We start from the raw sequence: 20597 nt of genomic DNA on the forward strand, positions 1-20597 counted from the left end.
TGTCATCACCCAACTTACCCGCAATTCGGTCAGACCGGCGGGGTGCTGGAATCGGGTTGAAGGTCGCGCAATCTGGTGCGATGGGGCGCTGACTCCACGTATTCGATGACCGCCTCCGGCGGGATCAACCCGTAGCGCACCTGCAGGTCGACCGGATTGAGCCCGAAGTACTCGGCGGCTCTGATCAGGTTGTCGGCCGTGACGAGCCTGCCCTCGCGAGCCGCCTTGTAGTAGGCCGACTTTCGGTAACCGAACGCCTCGTATACCTCGGTGGCGGCAAGGGGCCTGCCGACCAGGTAGGGCAGCACCACCGCAGGGTCTTTATCGCGGTCGTCCATGGCCACAAATGATGCTCTCGATGGACAAGGGACCGATTACGTGGACGTAAAAACTGTATTAACTACCTAAGTTCACTTTTGCAGACTACTGTTCTTTTATATAGCCCAGGCGGGAGAACACCATGTCTGCATGCCAGCGCAGCAAGGCCCGGCGACTCGCGCAACGGGCAGTGGTCACCGCCGCCGGCGTGCTGGTGATGCTCAGCGGCGCTGGTGTCACCGGCCTACCCGGACAGGCCCGCGCGGATAATCCGCAGTGCGTCGCGGACCAGACGGATCCGTGTCCGGCACCGGTGGAGGGTTCGGCCGATACGGCAAGCCAATCCCGTATGCAGCCGACGAGTCGACCCCACATACGCAGGCTCTGCCAGCCCGCGAGGATTGGGGCGTTCTGCTACCAGATCCGAGTGCGCTGAGCGTTACGCCGCTGACGTCACCCGGTAGACGTCGTAGACGCCTTCGACGTTGCGGACGACGTCGAGCAGATGTCCCAGGTGCTTGGGGTCACCCATTTCGAAGGTGAACCTGCTGACCGCCACCCGGTCGTTCGACGTCGTCACCGAGGCCGACAGGATGTTCACCTTCTCGTCGGCCAGCACCCGGGTCACGTCGGAGAGCAGCCGATGCCGGTCGAGCGCCTCGACCTGGATCGCCACCAGGAACACCGACGACGGCGACGGCGCCCAGTGCACCTCGATGATGCGCTCCGACTGCTGTTGCAGCGACGCGGCATTGGTGCAGTCGGTGCGGTGCACGCTGACCCCGCCGCCCCGGGTGACGAACCCCATGATCGCGTCGCCCGGTACCGGCGTGCAGCATTTGGCCAGCTTGGTCAGCACCCCGGGGGCGCCCGGTACCGCGACGCCCGTGTCGTCGGTGCTGCGCGGGCGTCGCAGCATGGTCGCCGGGGTGGACCGCTCGGCGAGGTCCTCCTCGGCCTGGTCGATGCCGCCCAGTTCGGCCACCAGCCGCTGCACCACATGCTTGGCCGAGACGTGCCCTTCGCCGATCGCGGTGTAGAGGGCCGACACGTCGGCGTAGTGCAGCTCGTTGGCTACCGCGGCCATCGACCCGCCATTGACCAAGCGCTGCAACGGAAGTCCGCCACGGCGAACCTCGCGGGCCATCGCCTCCTTGCCGGCCTCCAGCGCTTCCTCGCGGCGTTCTTTGGCGAACCACTGGCGGATCTTGGTCTTGGCGCGCGGCGACACCACGAACTGCTGCCAGTCCCGCGACGGCCCGGCGTTGGGCGCCTTGGACGTGAAAACCTCGACGACTTCCCCGTTTTCGAGCTTGCGCTCCAGCGCTACCAGCCGGCCGTTGACGCGGGCGCCGATGCAGCGGTGGCCGACCTCGGTGTGCACGGCATAGGCGAAGTCCACCGGTGTTGACCCGGTGGGCAGCGTGATCACGTCGCCCTTCGGGGTGAACACGAAAATCTCTTGCACCGCAAGGTCGTAACGCAGCGATTCCAGGAATTCGCCTGGGTCGGCGGCCTCACGTTGCCAGTCGAGCAACTGCCGCATCCATGCCATGTCGTCGATCTCGGCGGCGGCGTGCGGGTGCGGAACACCGTTGCGGCCCTTGGCTTCCTTGTAGCGCCAGTGCGCGGCGATGCCGTATTCGGCGGTGCGGTGCATGTCGCGGGTGCGGATCTGCACCTCCAGCGGCTTGCCCTCCGGGCCGACGACGGTGGTGTGCAACGACTGGTACACCCCGTAGCGTGGCTGGGCGATGTAGTCCTTGAATCGGCCCGCCATCGGCTGCCACAGCGAATGCACCACGCCCACAGCGGCGTAACAGTCGCGGATCTCGTCGCAGAGGATCCGGATGCCGACCAGGTCGTGGATGTCGTCGAAGTCGCGGCCCTTGACGATCATCTTCTGATAGATCGACCAGTAGTGCTTGGGCCGGCCCTCGACCACCGCGTTGATCTTGGATGCGCTTAGCGTGGCGACGATCTCGTCGCGCACCTTGGCCAGGTAGGTGTCCCGCGACGGGGCCCGGTCGGCCACCAGTCGCACGATCTCCTCGTACTTCTTGGGGTGCAGGATCGCGAACGCCAGATCCTCCAGCTCCCACTTGACGGTCGCCATTCCCAGCCGATGTGCCAGCGGCGCAATGACTTCCAGCGTTTCACGGGCCTTGCGGGCCTGCTTCTCCGGCGGCAGGAACCGCATCGTGCGCATGTTGTGCAGCCGGTCGGCGACCTTGATCACCAGCACCCGCGGGTCGCGCGCCATCGCGGTGATCATCTTGCGGATGGTCTCGCCCTCGGCGGCGCTGCCCAACACCACCCGGTCCAGCTTGGTCACGCCGTCGACCAGATGGCCGACCTCTTCGCCGAATTCCTCGGACAGCTGCGCCAAGGTGTAGCCGGTGTCCTCGACGGTGTCGTGCAGCAGGGCGGCCACCAGCGTGGTGGTGTCCATCCCCAGCTCGGCCAGGATGTTGGCGACGGCCAGCGGGTGGGTGATGTACGGGTCGCCGGAATGGCGCATCTGGTCGGCGTGTCGCTGCTCGGCGACCTCGTAGGCGCGCTGCAGGATCGACAGGTCGGCCTTGGGGTGAATCTCGCGGTGCACCGCCACCAGCGGCTCGAGCACCGGGCTGACCGTGCTGCGCTGGGCGGTCATTCGCCGCGCCAACCGTGCCCGCACCCGTCGCGACGCGCTGGTGGAGGTCTTCAGCCCGATCCGGGGCTCCGCCGGCAGGGCATCGGGGACCTGCAGCGGCTCGGTGGGCGGCTGGGTAGCCGTGCGCTGGTCGTCCGCCACGTTTGTCACCTCCGGCCTCCCAGGATATCGCTCGGACGGAGTCGTCATCATTTGATGACGGCTGCGAAAGCGGTGGTCCGGGGGTTGGCCGGCTCAAACAGTGCGCAGGCTGTGGACCGGCAACGGTGCGACCAGCTCCCGACCGCCCAGCCCGGCCAGCTCCAGCACCACGGCGGCGAGCGTCACGTGCGCGCCGCTGTGTTCGAGCAGCCGGCGCGCCGCCGCCAGCGTCCCGCCGGTGGCCAGCACGTCGTCGACGATGACGACGCTGCGTCCGGCCAGCTCGATGCCGTCGGCCGGGATTTCCAGGGTGGCGGTGCCGTATTCGAGGTCGTAGTGCTCGGCACGCACCGGGGGCGGCAGCTTGCCGCCCTTGCGGATGGCCAGCATGCCGGTGCCCAGCCGGGCCGCGACGGCGCCGCCCACCACGAAACCGCGGGCGTCGATACCGGCGATCAGGTCGGCGCCGGCCGCCACGTCGGCCAACGCCCCGGTCACCGCGGTGAAGCCGCGACGGTCGGCGAACAGCGGGGTGAGGTCCTTGAATTGGATTCCGGCCGTGGGGAAGTCGGGAACCTCCCGGGTCAAGGATGCGATGAGCTCCGCTATCACCGGACCAGCACCCAGCGGTCCATGTTCCAGCCGGCGCCCCAGCGGGTCGGGTTGGCCGTGACGGCGTACATCTTCTTCGACGCCATCAGGGTGCGCTGCTGGCGATACAGCGGCAGTGTGGGCATGTCGGCCCACAGCACCGGCGCGCTTTCGGCCAGCAGCCGCACCAGCTCGGCCGGGTCGGCCGACACCGCCAGCGCGCTGATGATCCCGTCGATCTGGCCGTTGCTGTAGCCGGGCAGATTGTTGCCGTTGCCGGTGTGCAGCGTGTAGGCATCCATCGCCGGCGACCCGGTCGACCCGCTGCCGCTGGCGCCGCCGGTGCTGGCCAACAGCACGTCGATCTTTCCGTCCCGCAGGGTCTGCGGGCCGGTGGTGTCGGAGGTGACGTCGGAGACCGTGATACCCGCCGGTGCGCAGGCCTTGGCGATCGCGCCGACGGTGGCGGCCAGCCGCGCGTTGGGCGCCCGGTAGCCGATGCGCACGGTCAGCGGCGCCCCACCCAGTGCGCTGCGGGCCGCGTCGGGATTCGCCTTGACGAATTTCGCGGCCTCGGGGACGTTTTCGGCCTGGGCGATGGCGTCCTCGGCGGCGGTGTGCAGCCGAGAGTTGGCGATCGGCACCCCGGCGTCGCGCGCGATCACGTCCCGCGGTGTGCACGACGCGACGGCGCGACGCACCAGCGTGTCGGCGAACCGGCCGTTCGGCGCGAAGATCAGCTGCTGGATCCCGTCCGACGGCGCATCGGTGCGCTGGTAGTTGTCCGGGGTGATCACCGATCCCGACGAACCGGCCGCGACGTCGGCGACGTCGATGCTGCCGTTGTTGAGCCGGTCCTGGATGTCGGCCTTCTGCGGCCACACCGTGATCCGCTTGGTCATCGGCTTGGGGCCCCACCAGCGGTCGTTGGCGACCAGCACCACCCCGCCGTCGTTTAGCACCGATTCGATCTTGTACGGCCCCGACGACGGGAACCGCTTGATGTCCAGGCCCGGCTTGAGGTCCCAGATCGTGTTCCACCGCTGGGCGATGCGCTCGACGGCCTGCATGTTCTTGCCCAGCACCGACGCGGTGACGTCGACACCCAGGTCGTCGGCGATGACGTGGGACGGCATCAGCGACGTTGCGGTGAACAGCTCGTCGTAGTCGATGACGCTGCGGTCCGGCGCGAACGACACCCGCGCCTTCTTCTGCCCGGGCTGGCAGTCGATGCCGGCGATGTCGATATAGCCGGCCTGGGTGGCGGCGTCGAACCCCGGGAACTTCCCGGAATGAGCGGCCCACGTCAGCACCATGTCGTCGCAGGTGACCGGCTTGCCGTCGGAATAGACGGCATTGTCGGCGATCTGGTAGTCGAGCACCAGCGGCGCGCCGCCGACCACCGAGACGGTGCCGAAGTCATGGTCGGCCACCACTTGCCCGTCGGGTCCGTGGTAGCCGAACCCGGTCAGGGTGCGGGCGAATGCCTGCGCCCCGGCAGTGGCGGCGCCGGTGACGGTGTTGGTGTTGTAGGTGACCAGCGCGCCGTCGACGGCGTAGTCGATTTGACCGGCTGCGCTGCCCGAACACGCGGTCAGCGGCGAGGTGGCCACGAGCGTCGCCGCCGAGACGGCCGCAGCGCGCCGACGCCAGGCAGCCATCGGGTTACCGCTTGTTTCGCTTGCCGGTCGGCCGTACCGGCCGCGCGCCCGGCGCCGGCTTGCTCGGCGCTGGCTTCTTCGGGGCGGCCGCGGTGGGCTGCCGCTTCGGCTCGTCCTCGACCGATTCCACTGGCTCCGAAGGCTTTTCGGGAGCGCCGTTGCGGCGCCGCAGCACCCGGCGGGTGTGGCCGCGCACCAGCTCGGTGCGCTCGCGCAGGGTGACCAGCAGCGGAGTGGCGAAGAAGATCGACGAATACGTGCCGACGATGATGCCGACCAGCTGCACCAGCGCCAGGTCCTTGAGCGTGCCGACGCCCAGCAGCCACACGGCCACCACCAGCAGCGCGATCACCGGCAGCACCGAGATCAGGCTGGTGTTGATCGAGCGCATGAACGTTTGGTTGACCGCCAGGTTGGCCTGTTCGGCGAAGGTGCGCCGCGTGGTGTGCTGGAAGCCGTGGGTGTTCTCCTCGACCTTGTCGAACACGATCACGGTGTCGTAGATGGAGAACCCGAGGATGGTCAGCAGCCCGATGACGGTGGCCGGTGTGACCTCGAAGCCCACCAGTGAGTAGATCCCGGCGGTGACAGTCACGTCGAAGAACATTGCGGTCAGCGCGGAAATCGCCATGTAGCGCTCGTAGCGTACGGTGATGTAGAGGGCGACCAGCACCAGGAACACCACTAGCGCGATCACCGCCTTCTTGGTGATCTGACCGCCCCAGGTCGAGGACACCGCCGAGTCGCTGATGGCCTGCTTGCTGGGTTTGCCGTCGGCGCCTTTCGGCTTGAACCGGTCGAACAGCGCGGTTTTCAGCTTGTTGGTCTGGTCGTTGGACAGCGTCTCGGAGCGGATCTGCACGGTCGCCGACGCGCCTTTGCCGACGATCACCACCGACTCGGCGTCCTTGCCCAGCGCCTGGCGGAATACGTCTTCCACCTGGCTGACCTTTACTGTGCCCGTCGCACCCGCCACGGGCATCGACACCTTGGTGCCGCCCTGGAAATCAATGCCAAAAGTGAAGCCGCGCAACACAATGCTGGCGATCGCGATCGCCACGATAGTCCCGCTGATCGCGTACCACATCCGGCGGCGCCCGACCACCTCGAACGCGCCGGTACCGGTGTAGAGCCGGGACAGGAAACTGTGATGCGGCAGCTGCGCGCCGTTGACGTCGTCGACGATGGCGGCGTCGGACTCGGTGAGTTCGGTCATCTCGCTACCCCCGTATGCGCTGCGGCCCGGCGTTCGCGCGCAACCTGCTGAACCGCACCCAGGCCGTTGTAGGCCGGTTTGCCCAGCGTCGGCGACTTGGACGCGAGGTACACCAGCGGCCAGGTCACCAGGAACACCACGACGAGGTCGAGGATCGTGGTGAGGCCCAGGGTGAACGCGAAGCCCTTCACCTGTCCGATCGCGAGGAAGTACAGCACCGCGGCGGCCAGGAACGTCACCGCGTTACCGGACACAATGGTCTTGCGGGCCCGCGCCCAACCGCGAGGCACCGCCGAGCGGAACGAACGGCCTTCGCGGATCTCGTCTTTGATGCGTTCGAAGAACACCACGAACGAGTCGGCGGTGGTGCCGATCCCGATGATCAGACCGGCGATGCCGGCCAAGTCCAGTGTGTAGTTGATGTAGCGGCCCAACAGCACCAGGATCGCGAAAACCATTGCGCCGGAAGCCACTAGCGACAGCGCGGTGAGCAAGCCCAGTACCCGGTAGTACAGCAGCGAGTACACCAGCACCAGCGCCAGACCGATCGCACCGGCGATCAGGCCCGCCCGCAGCGACGTCAAACCCAATGTGGCCGAGACGGTTTCGGCCTCCGACGATTCGAACGACAGCGGCAGCGAGCCGTATTTGAGGACGTTGGCCAGCTGGCGTGCGGTGTTGGCGGTGAACGGCGGATCACCACCGGTGATCTGGGTTCGGCCGCCGGGGATCGCTTCGCGGATCTGCGGGGCGCTCACCACCTGCGAGTCCAGGGTGAAGGCGGTCTGGGTGCCGACGTGCGCGGCGGTGAAGTCGGCCCAGGTGTTGGCAGCGGCGCTCTTGAACTGCAGGTCGACCACGTAGCCGCCGCTGCGCTGGTCCAGGCCGGAGCTGGCGTTTTGGATCTGGTCGCCGCTGATGATCGACGGCCCCAGCAGATAGGCCATCTTGTGGTCTTTGTCGCAGGTGATCAACGGCAGCTTGGGGTCGTCGTTGCCGGCCAGGATGTCGTCTTTGCCGCACTGGGTGGCCTGGAATTGCAGGCCGTAGAACTGGATGGCCTTGTTGTCGCTCTGGCGCCACTTCTTCTCTTTGGCGATGCGCTCGGCGAGATCCTTGCGCGGGTCCGGCGGGCCGGGCTGCACGGGCGGCTCCTGCGGGTAGGGCCGCCGCTGCGCGGGCGGTGCCTGCCCGGGGGCGGGCTGACCGCCCGGCGACTCGCCTGGCCCGGGCGGCGCCTCCCCCGGCGCCGGGCCCGGCTCTCCGGCCGGGGGCGCCGGCTTGCCCGACGGCGCCGGCTGTTCCGGCGGCGGAGCCGTCTCCACCGGCAGCGCATTGATCACCGGGCGGATGTACAGCCGCGCGGTCTGGCCCAGGTTGCGGGCCTCGTTGCCGTCGTTGCCGGGGACCGTGATCACCAGGTTGTCACCGTCGACAACGACCTCGGAACCAGAGACGCCCAGCCCGTTGACCCGGGCGCTGATGATTTGCTGCGCCTGAGCGAGCGCGTCGCGCGTCGGCCTCGAGCCGTCCGGGGTGCGTGCGGTCAACGTGACCCGGGTGCCGCCCTGCAGGTCGATGCCCAGCTTCGGCTCGGCGCGCTTGTCCCCGGTCAGGAAGACCAACAGGTAGACGCCGATGAGCAGGGCCAAAAACACCGTCAGGTAGCGGGCAGGGTGCACCGGCGCCGAAGGCGATGCCACGTTGTTCTAGTCTCCTCGTTGATTTACGACTGCACCCGCAAAGGTTACGTGCCGCTCGGCCGACCTCAGTCTTTGGGCAGTCGGTCCGCGTCGGCGGTGAGCTCGACCGCGTCGGTCTCGTCGACCTCCACGGCCTCGGGCACCTCCGGCTCGATGCGGTCGCGGATCGCGAGCTTCATCCACGTGGTGACCACGCCCGGGGCGATCTCGAGATCCACGGTGTCGTCGGTGATGTCGGTGACGGTTCCCTGCAGTCCGGAGGTGGTGTGCACCCGGTCGCCGACCTGCAGCGACTCGTGCAGGTCGATCGTGGCCTGCATCGCGCGCCGCTGACGCCGCGACGCGAAGAACATGAACACCCCCAGGATGACCAGCAGCGGCAAGAAAACAACCAGTTGTTCCATGCCCGCCAGTGTGCCCTACCCGCCCGCATATTCGACCATCGGTTCGGTGTCGGCGACCTGTCCGTTCACCCTGATCGTCAACCCTTCGCGGCGCATCTCATACCGCGTGCCGTCGTCGGGGTTCACCGCGTCGAAGCCGTCGCCGGCCGGAGTCGCCCCGGGCAACTCGATGGCCGCCCCATCCGAGAGCCGCAAGCCGCGGTAGTAGTAGGTACCGGTGCCCGCCGACTTGCAGACGACCAGCGCGGACTTCGTGGTCCGTGCGGCCAGCGCCGCCACGTCGGCGCCGTGGCATCGCGCGTCGGGGTAGCCCAAAAAGCCGTGCGCGTCGGCGTCCGGCAGCGAGATCCCCGAGGTGGTCGGGGCCAGCGCGGACGCCGTGGTGGGCTTGGGCGTGGCCCGGGCCGGCTCGGTGCGCGACGACGAGGGGGGTGCGGCCGGCGACGACCGGTGCTCGGGCCGGACGAGGACGACGACGGCCGCGACAGCAGCTGCGACGACGACCGCGGCCGCGATCGCCCCGACCACAACCCGGCCCGACCGCTTGGCCGGCTGCTGGCGCAGGTGCGGTGTCAGCTGCGGGGCGGCGGCGTCGAGCGCCGCCCTGGCCAGCTCACCGGCCGAGGCGAACCGCTCGTCGGCGCGTTTGGCCATGCCCTTGGCGACCACCGCGTCGAACGCCGGGCTGAGGCCCGGGCGGACCTGGGAGGGTCGCGGCGGCGCCGAGAACAGGTGGGCGGCGATCAACTGGCTGATATCGGCGCCGTGAAACGGTGGGGTCCCGGTCAGGCATTGATACAGCAGGCAGGCCAGCGAATAGATGTCGGCGGCCGGCCCTAACGGCTCGCTTGTGAAGCGTTCCGGCGCCATGTACGACTTGGAGCCCACCAGGTGGCCGGCGGTGGTCAGCCCCGGATCCACGCCCGAATAGGCAATACCGAAGTCCACCAGATAGACGAAGCCGTCCGGTGTGATCAGCACGTTCTCTGGTTTGACGTCGCGGTGGACCAGCCCGTCGCGGTGGGCGGCGTCCAGCGCACTGGCCAGTTGGCTGATCACCGAGCCTGCGGCCTCCGGGCTGAGCGGGCCGTCCTCGGTCAGCACGGTTTTCAGGTTGCGGCCCTCGACCAACCGCATGTCGATGTAGAGCACGCCGTCGATTTCGCCCCAGTCGTGCACCGGAATGACGTGCGGTTCGGCCAGCCGCGCCGCCACCCGGGACTCGCGCTGGAATCGGCGACGGTAGTCCTCGTCGGCGGCCAGGTCGTCGAGCAGCAACTTCAGCGCGACCGTGCGGCCCTTGGCCGTGTCGTACGCGCGGTACACCTCACCCATGCCGCCGGCGCCCAGCAGCGCCTGCAACTCGTACGGCCCGAACATGCTGCCGACACGTGACCCCTGCCGCGGTGAGGGCATGACGGCATCCTCTCAGACATCGAGCCCTTGACGCGGCAAAGCGAGAGTGAGACAACGGGCTTGTGACCGGCTCCGCGACTGGCATCGTCGACTCCGACCAACACCTCTACGAAAGCCGGTCCATGTGGGCCGACCACATCGACCCGGCCGCCCGCGACGACGCGCTCAGCCTCGTCGACGACGGGCTGGGCTACACCTGGCTGAGCTGGCGCGGCGCTCGCCTTGCCCTGGCCGACGTCCACCTGCCGGGCGACACCGCGTCCTGCGGCGAGCACCGCAACCGGCAGCGGGCCGGCCAGCCGCCCTCCTACCGCTACGACGAAGCGCTGCCGGAGGCGTATTGGCAACCGGCGGCGCGCCTCGGCTGGCTCGACGAGGCCGGGCTGGGTCAGGCGGTGCTGTTTCCCAATTACGGTCTGCTGTGGGAGCGCCGGTTGTCGTCGTCGCTGCCCGCGCTGACCGCGAACATGACGGCCTGGAACCGCTGGTGCGCGGCGGTGCAAGACGAGGGCCGCGGACGGCTGCACCCGGTCGCGCATCTGACGCTGCGCGACCCGCGGTGGCTGCAGGCCGAGCTGAAAACCATTGCCGCGGCGGGCATCCGGCTGGCCATGATCGCCGCCGGGCCGGTCGACGGCCGGGCGCTATCGCATCCCGACCACGACCGGATCTGGTCCGCGTTCGTCGATCACGCCGTGACACCGGTGTTCCACGTCGCCGATCAGGTGCGGGTCTTCGACGACTGCTGGTATCCCGACGACTCCGAGGATCTGGTGCCGGCCACCGAAGCGGTGTTCCTGTGGGTGCCGCCGGCGCTGGCGCTGACCGACCTGATTTTGCACGGCGTGCTGGACCGCCATCCCGGCCTGCACTTCGGCGTCGTCGAGCTCAGCTCGGCGTGGGTGCCGCAGTTCCTGCTGATGCTCGACGGCGCATCGGACTTCACCGCGCGGCTCAACGGCAAGCCAGTGGCGCCACTGTCGCGCCGGCCCAGCGAGTACTTCCTGGAGGCTGTGCGGGTCTCGTCGTTCTCCTACGAGGACCCCAAAGCGCTGACCAAGAACAGCGGCGACGTGTTCATGTTCTGCAGCGACTACCCGCACTCGGAGGGCACCGCGACCCCGCTCGACGACTACCACCGGATGGACTGCCACGAGCACCAGATGCCCGGCCTGTTCCACGGCAACGTCGACGCGCTGCTTGGACGGTAGCCATGGAACTCACCGAGGCGCTGCGCACCACCGGCGCGGTCCGCGACTTCACCGATCAGCCGGTCGACGACGCCACCGTGGCCCGCATCCTCGACACCGCCCGGTTCGCGCCCAGCGGCGCCAACGCGCAAGCGTGGCGGGTGGTGGTGCACAAGGATTCCGAGCGGCGACGACGGCTGCGCGAGTCGTATCTGCAGGGTTCGCGCGACTACATGGCCCTGAGCGCCGCCGGCCTGCGGCCGTGGGCGCCGACCAACGACCGCGACGCCGAGGCCCGTGCCCTGGCTGCCGAAAACCCCGCCGCACCAGGCGGATTCGCCGAACGCTTCGACCAGGCCCCGGTCCTGCTGGCATTGTTCGCCAACCTGTCGCTGCTGGCCGCGGTGGACCGCGACGCCGACCGATACACGTTTGCCGGCGGCGCGTCGGTCTACCCGTTCGCGTGGAGCATCCTGCTGGCGGCCCGCGAGGAGGGGCTCGGCGGCGTCATCACCACGATCGCGATACGCGAAGAGCCGCAGGTGAAGTCGCTGCTCGGTGCACCCGACCACTTTGCGTTGGCTGCGGTGATCGCCTTGGGCCATCCGGTCCGGGCGGCCCGGCGGCTACGCCGCGCACCGGTCTCCTCGTTCGCCACCGTCGATTCGATCGACGGCCCCGCGTTCGGTGGATGACGGTGCCGTCAAATAGGCTTTGCACGACGTTCGCACGCGCTCTCCCGAAAGGTCTGCGATGAAAAATCTTGTCGGCCGGTTGGTAGCCACGACGATGCTGGCGGTAGGGGCGATGGCGGTGATCGCGGTGCCGGCCGTGAGTTCGGCGGATCCCCTGAACTGCCCAGAAGGCCAGTGGTGGGACCCGACGGCCAACGTGTGCCGGCCACTGGGCGAAGGGCCGCAGCCGCTCAACTGCCCGGAAGGCCAGTACTGGAAGCCGGGCGACAACGTGTGCAGGCCGCTCGGCCAACTCTGAACCAGCCGGGTAACGCGTCGCCCGGTTAGGCTGCTGAGGTGTCCACGCTCGAACAGAGTCGCCGCCTCGTCACCGAAATCCCCGGGCCCGCATCGCTGGAACTGACCAAGCGTCGCGCGGCGGCGGTCGCCCGCGGGGTGCGCAGCACCATGCCGGTGTACGCCGTGCGTGCCGGCGGCGGCATCGTCGAGGACGTCGACGGCAACCGGCTGATCGACCTGAGCTCGGGCATCGCGGTCACCACGATCGGCAACTCCTCTCCGCGGGTCGTGGACGCCGTGCGCGCTCAGGTCGCCGACTTCACCCACACCTGCTTCATGGTGACGCCGTATGAGAACTACATCGCCGTCGCCGAGCAGCTCAACCGCCTGACTCCGGGTTCCGGCGAGAAGCGGTCGGTGCTGTTCAACTCCGGGGCCGAGGCCGTGGAGAACGCCATCAAGATCGCGCGCGTCCACACGCGCAAACCCGCGGTGGTGGCGTTCGACCACGCATACCACGGCCGCACCAACCTCGCGATGGCCCTGACTGCACAGTCCATGCCCTACAAGAGCGGCTTCGGGCCGTTCGCGCCGGAGATCTACCGGGCGCCGCTCTCCTATCCGTACCGTGACGGGCTGGCCGGCGAACAGGCCGCCGAGCGCGCAATCCGCGCGATCCGCAGACTGGTGGGCGCGGACAACCTGGCCGCCTTGGTGATCGAGCCGATCCAGGGCGAGGGCGGCTTCATCGTCCCGGCCGACGGATTCCTGCCAACCCTGCTCGAGTGGTGCCGCCAGAACAACGTCGTGTTCATCGCTGACGAGGTGCAGACCGGCTTCGCACGCACCGGCGCGTTGTTCGCCTGCGAGCACGAGGGCATCGAACCGGACCTGATCTGCACGGCCAAGGGCATCGCCGGCGGGCTGCCGCTGTCGGCGGTCACCGGCCGCGCCGAGATCATGGACGCCTCTCACCCCGGCGGGCTCGGCGGCACATTCGGCGGCAACCCGATCGCGTGCGCGGCGGCGCTGGCCGCCATCACAACCATCGAGAGCGACGGGCTGGTCGAGCGCGCGCGCCAGATCGGGCAGTTGATGACCGACCGGCTGTCGCGGCTGCAGGCCGACGACGACCGGATCGGCGACGTCCGCGGCCGCGGGGCGATGATCGCGGCCGAGCTGGTGAAGTCCGGCAGTACCGACCCCGACCCGGAGCTCACCGGCAAGCTGGCGGCCGCCGCCCACGCCGCCGGCGTGATCGTCTTGACCGCAGGCACTTTCGGCAATGTGCTGCGGTTCCTGCCGCCGCTGACCATCAGCGACGACCTGCTCTCCGAAGCTCTCGAGGTGCTGGCCGGGCTGTTGGGCGAGCTCTAAACCAGGTGGCCGATCTCACTTTCCGGCCCGCTTCCGGAATAATATTAGCTTTGCTAACGTAGTTTTTTGTCGGGCGCAGCGTGGCGCCGGCCAAACTTCCCAGTGATTTGTCTTAGAGGTCCGTTATGTCGATTGAAACCAGTGAAGAGCGGCTGGAGCGCCGCATCGCCGACCTGACCGCCACCGACCCGCAGTTCGCCGCCGCCCGGCCGAGCGAGACCGTCGTGGCCGCCGTCGAGCAGCCCGGGCTCACGCTGCCGCAGGTCATCCAGACCATCCTCGAGGGCTACGCCGAGCGGCCGGCTCTCGGTCAGCGCGCCGTCGAATTCGTCAAAGACCCCGCGACCGGACGCACGTCGGCGCAACTGTTGCCCCGGTTCGACACCATCACCTACCGCGAGTTGGGCGAGCGCGTCGGCGCTCTCGCCGCCGCCTGGGCCGACGGCGTCGTCTCCCCCGGCGACCGCGTCGCCGTGTTGGGCTTCACCAGCCTCGACTACACGACTATCGACGTGGCGCTCGCACAGCTTGGCGCGGTGTCGGTTCCATTGCAGACCAGCGCCGCGCTCACCCAGCTGCAGCCGATCGTCGCCGAGACCGAGCCGGCAGTGCTCGCGGCGAGCGTCGACTACCTGTCCGATGCCGTCGAGCTGATCCGGGCCGGCCACCAACCGGCGCGGCTGGTGGTGTTCGACTACCACCCCGAGGTCGACGACCATCGCGAGGCCATCGAAAACGCGAAAGCCCGGCTGGACATCCCGGTCGAGGCGCTGGCCGACGTGCTGAACCGCGGCAAGTCACTGCCACCCGCGCCGGCGGTGGACGCCGAGCATGACGCGCTGGCGCTGCTCATCTACACCTCCGGGTCCACCGGTGCCCCCAAGGGCGCGATGTACCCGCAGCGCAACGTCGCCAAGATGTGGCGGCGGTCCGCCCGCAACTGGTTCGGGCCCAGCGCCGCCTCGATCACGCTGAACTTCATGCCGATGAGCCACGTCATGGGCCGCGGCATCCTCTACGGCACGCTCGGCAACGGCGGCACCGCCTATTTCGGCGCCAAGAGCGATCTGTCCACCCTGCTGGAGGACCTCGCGCTGGTGCGGCCCACGGAGCTGAACTTCGTGCCGCGCATCTGGGAGACCCTGTACCAGGAGTTCCAGCGCGAACTCGACCGCGGCCGCGGAGCAGCCGAGGTGCTGGCCGACATGCGGCAGAACCTCCTCGGGGGGCGGTTCATCTTCGCGATGACGGGCTCCGCGCCGATCTCCCCGGAGCTGAAGAGCTGGGTGGAGTCGCTGCTCGAGATGCACCTGATGGACGGCTACGGCTCCACCGAGGCCGGCATGGTCTTGTTCGACGGCCAGGTGCAACGGCCACCGGTGATCGACTACAAGCTGGCCGACGTCCCCGATCTGGGCTACTTCGCCACCGACAAGCCTTATCCCCGTGGGGAATTGCTACTCAAGACCGAGAACATGTTCCCCGGCTACTACAAGCGCCCGGAGATCACCGCCGACGTGTTGGACGCCGACGGCTACTACCACACCGGTGACGTCGTCGCCGAGATCGCGCCAGACCGGCTGGTGTACGTCGACCGGCGCAACAACGTCCTGAAACTCGCGCAGGGCGAGTTCGTCACCCTCGCCAAGCTGGAGGCGGTTTTCGGCACCAGTCCGCTGGTCCGCCAGATCTACATCTACGGCAACAGCGCGCATCCGTACCTGTTGGCGGTCGTGGTGCCGACGGACCCGAACGCGTCGAAGTCGGCGATCGCCGAGTCGCTGCAGGCCGTCGCCAGGGAAGCCGGGCTGCAATCCTACGAGGTTCCCCGCGACTTCCTCATCGAGACAACACCTTTCACGCTGGAGAACGGCCTGCTGACCGGTATCCGCAAGCTGGCGTGGCCCAAGCTCAAGCAGCACTACGGCGAGCGGCTCGAACAGCTTTACGCCGAGCTGGAAGAAAGCCAGGCCAACGAGCTTCGGATGTTGCGCCAGAACGGCGCCGACAAGCCGGTGCTCGAGACGGTGAGCCGGGCCGCGGCTGCGCTGCTGGGCGCATCGACCAGCGACGTCGCACCCGACGCGCATTTCACCGATCTGGGTGGAGACTCGTTGTCGGCGTTGACGTTCGGCAACCTGCTGCGCGAGATCTTCGATGTCGACGTGCCGGTGGGCGTGATCGTCAGCCCGGCCAGCGACCTGCAGTCCATCGCCGGCTACATCGAGAACGAGCGGAAGGGCAGCAAGCGGCCGACGTTCGCCGGCGTTCACGGTCGTGACGCCGTCGAGGTGCACGCCAAAGACCTGACACTGGACAAGTTCCTCGACGCCGCCACCCTGGCCGCGGCGCCGAGCCTGCCACGTGCCAACCACGAGGTGCGCACGGTATTGCTCACGGGCGCAACGGGATTCCTGGGCCGCTACCTGGCGCTGGAATGGCTGGAGCGGATGGACCTGGTCGACGGCAAGGTGATCGCCCTGGTGCGCGCGAAGGACGACGCGGCGGCGCGAGAGCGTCTGGACAACACGTTCGACAGCGGTGACCCCAAGCTGCTACAGCACTACCACGAGCTGGCCGCCGATCACCTGGAGGTTATCGCCGGAGATAAGGGCGAAGCGAATCTGGGCCTGCGCCAAGATGTTTGGCAGCGACTGGCCGACACCGTCGACCTGATCGTCGACCCGGCCGCGTTGGTCAACCACGTGCTGCCCTACAGCGAGCTGTTCGGCCCCAACGCGCTGGGCACCGCCGAGCTGATCCGGATCGCGCTGACCACCAAGATCAAGCCGTACACCTACGTGTCGACGATCGGCGTGGGCGACCAGATCCAGCCAGGCACGTTCACCGAGGACGCCGACGTCCGGGTGATGAGCCCGACCCGCGCCTGTGGCGACGGCTACGCCAACGGCTACGGCAACAGCAAGTGGGCCGGTGAGGTGCTGCTGCGCGAGGCCAACGACCTGGCCGGTCTGCCGGTCGCGGTGTTCCGCTGCGACATGATCCTCGCCGACACCACGTATGCGGGCCAGCTCAACCTGCCGGACATGTTCACGCGGATGATGCTGAGCCTGGTGGCCACGGGTATCGCGCCCCGCTCGTTCTACGAGCTGGACGCCGACGGCAACCGGCAGCGGGCCCACTACGACGGCCTGCCGGTCGAGTTCATCGCCGAGGCCATCTCGACTCTGGGGGCGCAGAACGTGGAGGGTTTCCAGACGTACCACGTGATGAACCCCTACGACGACGGCATCGGGATGGATGAGTACGTCGACTGGCTCATCGAGGCCGGTTATCCGATCCAGCGCATCGACGACTACCGCGAATGGGTGCAACGGTTCGAAACCAGTCTGCGGGCTCTGCCGGAGAGGCAGCGACAGGCCTCGCTACTGCCGCTGTTGCACAACTACCAGAAGCCGGAAACGCCGATCCGCGGGTCGATCGCGCCGACCGATCGATTCCGCGCCGCCGTGCAGGAGGCGAAAATCGGTCCGGACAAAGACATTCCACATGTCACGGCGCCGGTCATCGTCAAGTACATCACCGACCTGCAGCTGCTCGGCCTCCTCTGACGAGAAGACGCGGAATCGCACCCGGGCAAAGCCCGCGGTGCAATTCCGCGTCTCGTCGCGCTAGCGGTGCGCGCCGACGCGTCGCCGCCGGAAGAAGCTTCTCTTCGCCTCCGGCTCGACGACGGGGAACTGATCGGCGCGGGCCTGGGTGACCGCGTCCGGTGACACCTCGGGAGCGGGCGTGTACTCCGGCGCCGCCGGCACATCGGGGGCGGGAGCCACGGCCGCCGCCGCTTCCACATCACGCGCCGTGCGAACCGCCAAGCGCGCCAGAATCGCGCCGGCCAGGAACACGATCAAGGCGCCCAGCCCGGAGAAGTAGCTGATCTCCAGCAGGGCGCGTTTGGTGTCCGTCGACGCCACCGGCTGGCCCACGTCGCCGAGCCGCAGCGGCGAGGCAAACGAGCGGCCGACAACAAACCAGGCCCCGGCGAATGCCGCCAGCCAGCCGCCGAACATCGCGGTGGCGCGGTTACCCGAAACCAACAGCAGCAGGCCCCCCACCGCGGCCGCGGCCCCGGGGAACACCTCCAGCCAGCCTCGGGCCGCCGTCCACGTCCATTCCTTGTCCGGCGTGTAGGCCCAGTGGAAATACGGCCCGATAAACGGAATCACTGCGCCCCACGCGCCGAGGATGATCAGGAGCAATCCGCTGACTGCGCCACGGCTGCGTGGCATATGCAGAGCGCCTATCCGCGAGTCGTTCATTTCAGAATCTCCTCACACCACACCGACACCGGCGGTGCCGAATCCGTGATGAGTACCCCACCGGTTCACGGCGCTAAACCGGCGCCCTAGCCCGCCAGCGCGATCGCGAGCAAAACGATCGCCACCACGGGAAACGTGCCCTGGATGGCGGCGGCACGCACCTTGTCCGGCGCTGACGCCGCCAAAACAGCCGCCGCGGCCGCCATCGAGCCCACGCCGGCGAACATCAACGCCGAACCCGCCGCGGTACGGCCCAGCGCCAGCGCGACGATGCCGGCGCCCGTCACGACCGCGAGAAACAGGTTGTAGAAACCTTGGTTGAACGCAAGCAGCTTGGTGGTCTCGGCCTCTTCGGGTGTGGTTCCGAACACCGCACGCGTCCGCGGCGCGGTCCACCGCAGCGACTCCATGACAAAGATGTAGACGTGCAGCACCGCCGCCAGTGCGGCGAAAACCATTGCGGCAGCGATCAATCCATCTCCTCGTCGAACAACCCCGGCTGGCCCATCACCCCGACCGGCGGCGCCATACCCAGATGCGTCCAGGCCTGCGCGGTGGCCACTCGGCCACGCGGAGTGCGCGCAATCATGCCCGCGCGCACCAGAAACGGCTCGCAGACCTCCTCCACAGTGGCGGCCTCCTCCCCGACCGCCACCGCCAGCGTCGACACCCCGACCGGGCCGCCGCCGAAGCTGCGGGTCAGCGCGGAGAGCACCGCGCGGTCCAGCCGGTCCAGGCCGAGTTCGTCGACGTCGTAGACCTCCAACGCCTGCTTGGCGACGTCGCGGGTGATCACGCCGTCGGCGCGGACCTCCGCATAGTCGCGCACCCGCCGCAGCAGTCGGTTGGCGATCCGTGGCGTGCCCCGCGAGCGGCGCGCGATCTCCCCGGCCGCCTCCCCGCCCAGCTCGATGCCCAGGATTCCGGCCGACCGCGCCAGCACCCGCTCCAACTCGGCCGGCTCGTAGAAATCCATGTGCGCGGTGAACCCGAACCGGTCGCGCAGCGGGCCGGTCAGCGCACCCGATCGAGTAGTGGCGCCCACCAACGTGAACGGGGCCACCTCCAACGGGATCGACGTCGCCCCAGGGCCTTTCCCGACGACGACGTCGACGCGGAAGTCCTCCATCGCCAGATACAGCATCTCCTCGGCCGGCCGGGCGATGCGGTGGATCTCGTCGATGAACAACACGTCGTGTTCGACGAGGTTGGACAGCATCGCGGCCAGGTCGCCGGCGCGTTCCAGCGCCGGCCCGGACGTCACCCGCAGCGACGAGCCGAGCTCGGCGGCAATGATCATCGCCAGCGACGTCTTGCCCAGCCCCGGCGGGCCAGACAAAAGAATGTGATCCGGTGTGCCGCCGCGGTTCTTGGCGCCCTCGATCACCAGTTGCAACTGTTCGCGCACGCGCGGCTGGCCGATGAACTCCCGCAGCGAGCGCGGCCGCAGGCTGGCGTCGACGTCGCCCTCGCCGACCGTGAGCGCCGGCGACACCTCGCGGTCCTCGTCGCTCATTTCTTACCCAACATCGATAGTGCCGCCCGCAGCGCATTCGACGTGGTGGCCTCCGGTTCGCCCGCCAACACCTTGTCGGTGGCCTCTTCGGCCTGCTTTACGGCAAAGCCAAGTCCGACAAGGGCTTCCACCACCGGCCCGCGAACCGAATGACCGTTGACCGGAGCAGTCGGTATCGCACCCATCTTGTCGCGCAGCTCGAGCACCATCCGCTCGGCGCCGCGCTTACCGATGCCTGGCACCCGGGTCAGCGCCGTGACGTCGCCGTCGGCGAGAGCCTGCCGCAGCGCCGGCGCGTCGTAGACCGCGAGCGTGGCGAGCGCGATCTTGGGCCCCACGCCGGAGACCCCCAGCAACGTCAGGAACAGGTCGCGGGTGTCGGCGTCGGGAAAGCCGTAGAGCGTCATCGAGTCTTCGCGCACGATCATCGCGGTGATCAGCCGGGCCTCGCTGCCCACCCGCAGCGTCGCCAGCGTCGACGGCGCCGCCATCAGCTTGTAGCCGACGCCGGCGGCCTCGATGACGACGTGGTCCAGCGCCACGTCGACCACCTCGCCGCGCACCGAGGCGATCATGTCGCGGCCTTGACTTTCGCGGCGAATCTCTTGCGCTGCTCGGCCGCCTTGGCCTCGGCGGCGGCCATCCGGGCGATCATCGGCGCGCGCCAGCAGTGACAGATGGCCAGCGCCAGCGCATCGGCGGCATCGGCCGGTGTCGGTTTGGCTTGCAGCCCAAGGATTCTGGTGACCATCGCGGTGACTTGCGCCTTCCCTGCGCCGCCGTTGCCGGTGACGGCGGCCTTCACCTCGCTCGGAGTGTGGAAGTGCACGGCGATGCCGCGTTTGGCGGCGGCCAGCGCGATCACCCCGCCGGCCTGCGCGGTGCCCATCACCGTCGACACGTTCTGCTGGGAGAACACCCGCTCGACGGCGATCACGTCGGGATGATGGGTGTCCAGCCAGTGCTCGACGTGCTCGCTGATGGTCAGCAGCCGTTGCGGCAGCGACTGGTCGGCCGGTGTGCGCACGACGTCGACATCCAGGGCGGTGATCTGCGGGCCCCGCCCGCTTTCGACCACCGAGAGCCCGCAGCGGGTCAGTCCCGGGTCGACGCCCATCACGCGCACGCCACGCTCCCTCGATGCCGAACGGTTG

The 20597-nt window shown here is 68.5% G+C and carries 18 protein-coding genes; 5 read left to right on the forward strand and 13 right to left on the reverse strand.

Features of this window, described 5'->3' with window-relative positions:
- Positions 1–29: 29 nt before the first annotated feature.
- From G6N47_RS21950 to G6N47_RS21985, 8 genes are all read right to left on the reverse strand, one after another.
- A complete protein-coding gene (locus G6N47_RS21950; protein WP_083133429.1) occupies positions 30–338 on the reverse strand; it encodes a hypothetical protein in 309 nt (102 codons plus the stop codon).
- 419 nt (positions 339–757) lie between these two features.
- Positions 758–3115: a RelA/SpoT family protein gene (locus G6N47_RS21955; protein ID WP_083133505.1), complete on the reverse strand. Its 2358-nt coding sequence runs from the start codon at positions 3113–3115 to the stop codon at positions 758–760.
- Between the two features lie 93 nt (positions 3116–3208).
- The gene (locus G6N47_RS21960; protein WP_083133504.1) at positions 3209–3724 is read right to left on the reverse strand and encodes an adenine phosphoribosyltransferase; all 516 of its coding nucleotides are present in this window, start codon (positions 3722–3724) and stop codon (positions 3209–3211) included.
- The gene (locus tag G6N47_RS21965; RefSeq protein WP_083133428.1) at positions 3724–5367 is read right to left on the reverse strand and encodes an ABC transporter substrate-binding protein; all 1644 of its coding nucleotides are present in this window, start codon (positions 5365–5367) and stop codon (positions 3724–3726) included. Before G6N47_RS21965 ends, G6N47_RS21960 begins: the two co-directional genes overlap by 1 nt.
- A 4-nt stretch (positions 5368–5371) precedes the next feature.
- The gene (secF, locus tag G6N47_RS21970; protein WP_083133427.1) at positions 5372–6583 is read right to left on the reverse strand and encodes a protein translocase subunit SecF; all 1212 of its coding nucleotides are present in this window, start codon (positions 6581–6583) and stop codon (positions 5372–5374) included.
- Entirely contained in the window at positions 6580–8286 is a 1707-nt protein-coding gene (secD, locus tag G6N47_RS21975; protein WP_083133426.1) for a protein translocase subunit SecD, read from the reverse strand. The genes secF and secD overlap by 4 nt, the downstream gene beginning before the upstream one ends.
- Before the next feature lie 65 nt (positions 8287–8351).
- Positions 8352–8690, reverse strand: coding sequence for a preprotein translocase subunit YajC (gene yajC / locus G6N47_RS21980; RefSeq protein WP_083133425.1), 339 nt, complete (start codon positions 8688–8690; stop codon positions 8352–8354).
- Positions 8691–8705: 15 nt separating this feature from the next.
- Positions 8706–10106, reverse strand: coding sequence for a serine/threonine-protein kinase (locus tag G6N47_RS21985; protein WP_083133424.1), 1401 nt, complete (start codon positions 10104–10106; stop codon positions 8706–8708).
- Positions 10107–10168: 62 nt separating this feature from the next.
- Here G6N47_RS21985 and G6N47_RS21990 point away from each other — a divergent pair, with 62 nt between their 5' ends.
- The 5 genes from G6N47_RS21990 to car all read left to right on the forward strand — a co-directional run bounded on the left by G6N47_RS21990 (position 10169) and on the right by car (position 17219).
- Entirely contained in the window at positions 10169–11317 is a 1149-nt protein-coding gene (locus tag G6N47_RS21990; protein ID WP_083133423.1) for an amidohydrolase family protein, read from the forward strand.
- A gap of 2 nt (positions 11318–11319) precedes the next feature.
- Complete coding sequence (locus tag G6N47_RS21995; protein WP_083133422.1) at positions 11320–11991, forward strand: nitroreductase family protein; 672 nt, start codon at positions 11320–11322, stop codon at positions 11989–11991.
- A gap of 58 nt (positions 11992–12049) precedes the next feature.
- Entirely contained in the window at positions 12050–12289 is a 240-nt protein-coding gene (locus tag G6N47_RS22000; protein ID WP_083133421.1) for a hypothetical protein, read from the forward strand.
- Between the two features lie 38 nt (positions 12290–12327).
- A complete protein-coding gene (gabT, locus tag G6N47_RS22005; protein ID WP_083133420.1) occupies positions 12328–13647 on the forward strand; it encodes a 4-aminobutyrate--2-oxoglutarate transaminase in 1320 nt (439 codons plus the stop codon).
- Between the two features lie 125 nt (positions 13648–13772).
- Positions 13773–17219, forward strand: a complete 3447-nt coding sequence (car, locus tag G6N47_RS22010) for a carboxylic acid reductase (RefSeq protein WP_083133419.1) — start codon at positions 13773–13775, stop codon at positions 17217–17219.
- Positions 17220–17279: 60 nt separating this feature from the next.
- Here the strand turns inward: car and G6N47_RS22015 are convergent, their stop codons facing one another.
- The 5 genes from G6N47_RS22015 to ruvC all read right to left on the reverse strand — a co-directional run bounded on the left by G6N47_RS22015 (position 17280) and on the right by ruvC (position 20569).
- Positions 17280–17897 (reverse strand): hypothetical protein, encoded by a 618-nt coding sequence (locus G6N47_RS22015; RefSeq protein WP_083133503.1) that lies wholly within the window; start codon positions 17895–17897, stop codon positions 17280–17282.
- A 116-nt stretch (positions 17898–18013) separates the two neighbouring features.
- Complete coding sequence (locus G6N47_RS22020) at positions 18014–18385, reverse strand: DUF1304 domain-containing protein (protein ID WP_372517505.1); 372 nt, start codon at positions 18383–18385, stop codon at positions 18014–18016.
- Between the two features lie 11 nt (positions 18386–18396).
- Positions 18397–19443: a Holliday junction branch migration DNA helicase RuvB gene (ruvB, locus tag G6N47_RS22025; RefSeq protein ID WP_083133417.1), complete on the reverse strand. Its 1047-nt coding sequence runs from the start codon at positions 19441–19443 to the stop codon at positions 18397–18399.
- Positions 19440–20018 carry a Holliday junction branch migration protein RuvA gene (gene ruvA / locus G6N47_RS22030; protein WP_083133416.1) on the reverse strand — a complete coding sequence of 193 codons (579 nt, stop codon included), beginning with the start codon at positions 20016–20018 and terminating at the stop codon, positions 19440–19442. Before ruvA ends, ruvB begins: the two co-directional genes overlap by 4 nt.
- Positions 20015–20569 (reverse strand): crossover junction endodeoxyribonuclease RuvC, encoded by a 555-nt coding sequence (ruvC, locus tag G6N47_RS22035; protein ID WP_083133415.1) that lies wholly within the window; start codon positions 20567–20569, stop codon positions 20015–20017. The genes ruvA and ruvC overlap by 4 nt, the downstream gene beginning before the upstream one ends.
- Between the last annotated feature and the right edge of the window lie 28 nt (positions 20570–20597).

This window comes from Mycobacterium branderi (assembly GCF_010728725.1).
Lineage (GTDB): Bacteria > Actinomycetota > Actinomycetes > Mycobacteriales > Mycobacteriaceae > Mycobacterium > Mycobacterium branderi.

What these genes read in the sequence shown, in the direction of transcription:
- G6N47_RS21950 (WP_083133429.1), bottom strand. Translation starts at nt 338, where the DNA reads ATGGACGACCGCGATAAAGACCCTGCGGTGGTGCTGCCCTACCTGGTC.
- G6N47_RS21965 (WP_083133428.1), bottom strand. Translation starts at nt 5,367, where the DNA reads ATGGCTGCCTGGCGTCGGCGCGCTGCGGCCGTCTCGGCGGCGACGCTC.
- secF (WP_083133427.1), bottom strand. Translation starts at nt 6,583, where the DNA reads ATGACCGAACTCACCGAGTCCGACGCCGCCATCGTCGACGACGTCAAC.
- yajC (WP_083133425.1), bottom strand. Translation starts at nt 8,690, where the DNA reads ATGGAACAACTGGTTGTTTTCTTGCCGCTGCTGGTCATCCTGGGGGTG.
- G6N47_RS21985 (WP_083133424.1), bottom strand. Translation starts at nt 10,106, where the DNA reads ATGCCCTCACCGCGGCAGGGGTCACGTGTCGGCAGCATGTTCGGGCCG.
- G6N47_RS21995 (WP_083133422.1), top strand. Translation starts at nt 11,320, where the DNA reads ATGGAACTCACCGAGGCGCTGCGCACCACCGGCGCGGTCCGCGACTTC.
- G6N47_RS22000 (WP_083133421.1), top strand. Translation starts at nt 12,050, where the DNA reads ATGAAAAATCTTGTCGGCCGGTTGGTAGCCACGACGATGCTGGCGGTA.
- car (WP_083133419.1), top strand. Translation starts at nt 13,773, where the DNA reads ATGTCGATTGAAACCAGTGAAGAGCGGCTGGAGCGCCGCATCGCCGAC.
- G6N47_RS22015 (WP_083133503.1), bottom strand. Translation starts at nt 17,897, where the DNA reads ATGCCACGCAGCCGTGGCGCAGTCAGCGGATTGCTCCTGATCATCCTC.
- G6N47_RS22020 (WP_372517505.1), bottom strand. Translation starts at nt 18,385, where the DNA reads ATGGTTTTCGCCGCACTGGCGGCGGTGCTGCACGTCTACATCTTTGTC.
- ruvB (WP_083133417.1), bottom strand. Translation starts at nt 19,443, where the DNA reads ATGAGCGACGAGGACCGCGAGGTGTCGCCGGCGCTCACGGTCGGCGAG.
- ruvA (WP_083133416.1), bottom strand. Translation starts at nt 20,018, where the DNA reads ATGATCGCCTCGGTGCGCGGCGAGGTGGTCGACGTGGCGCTGGACCAC.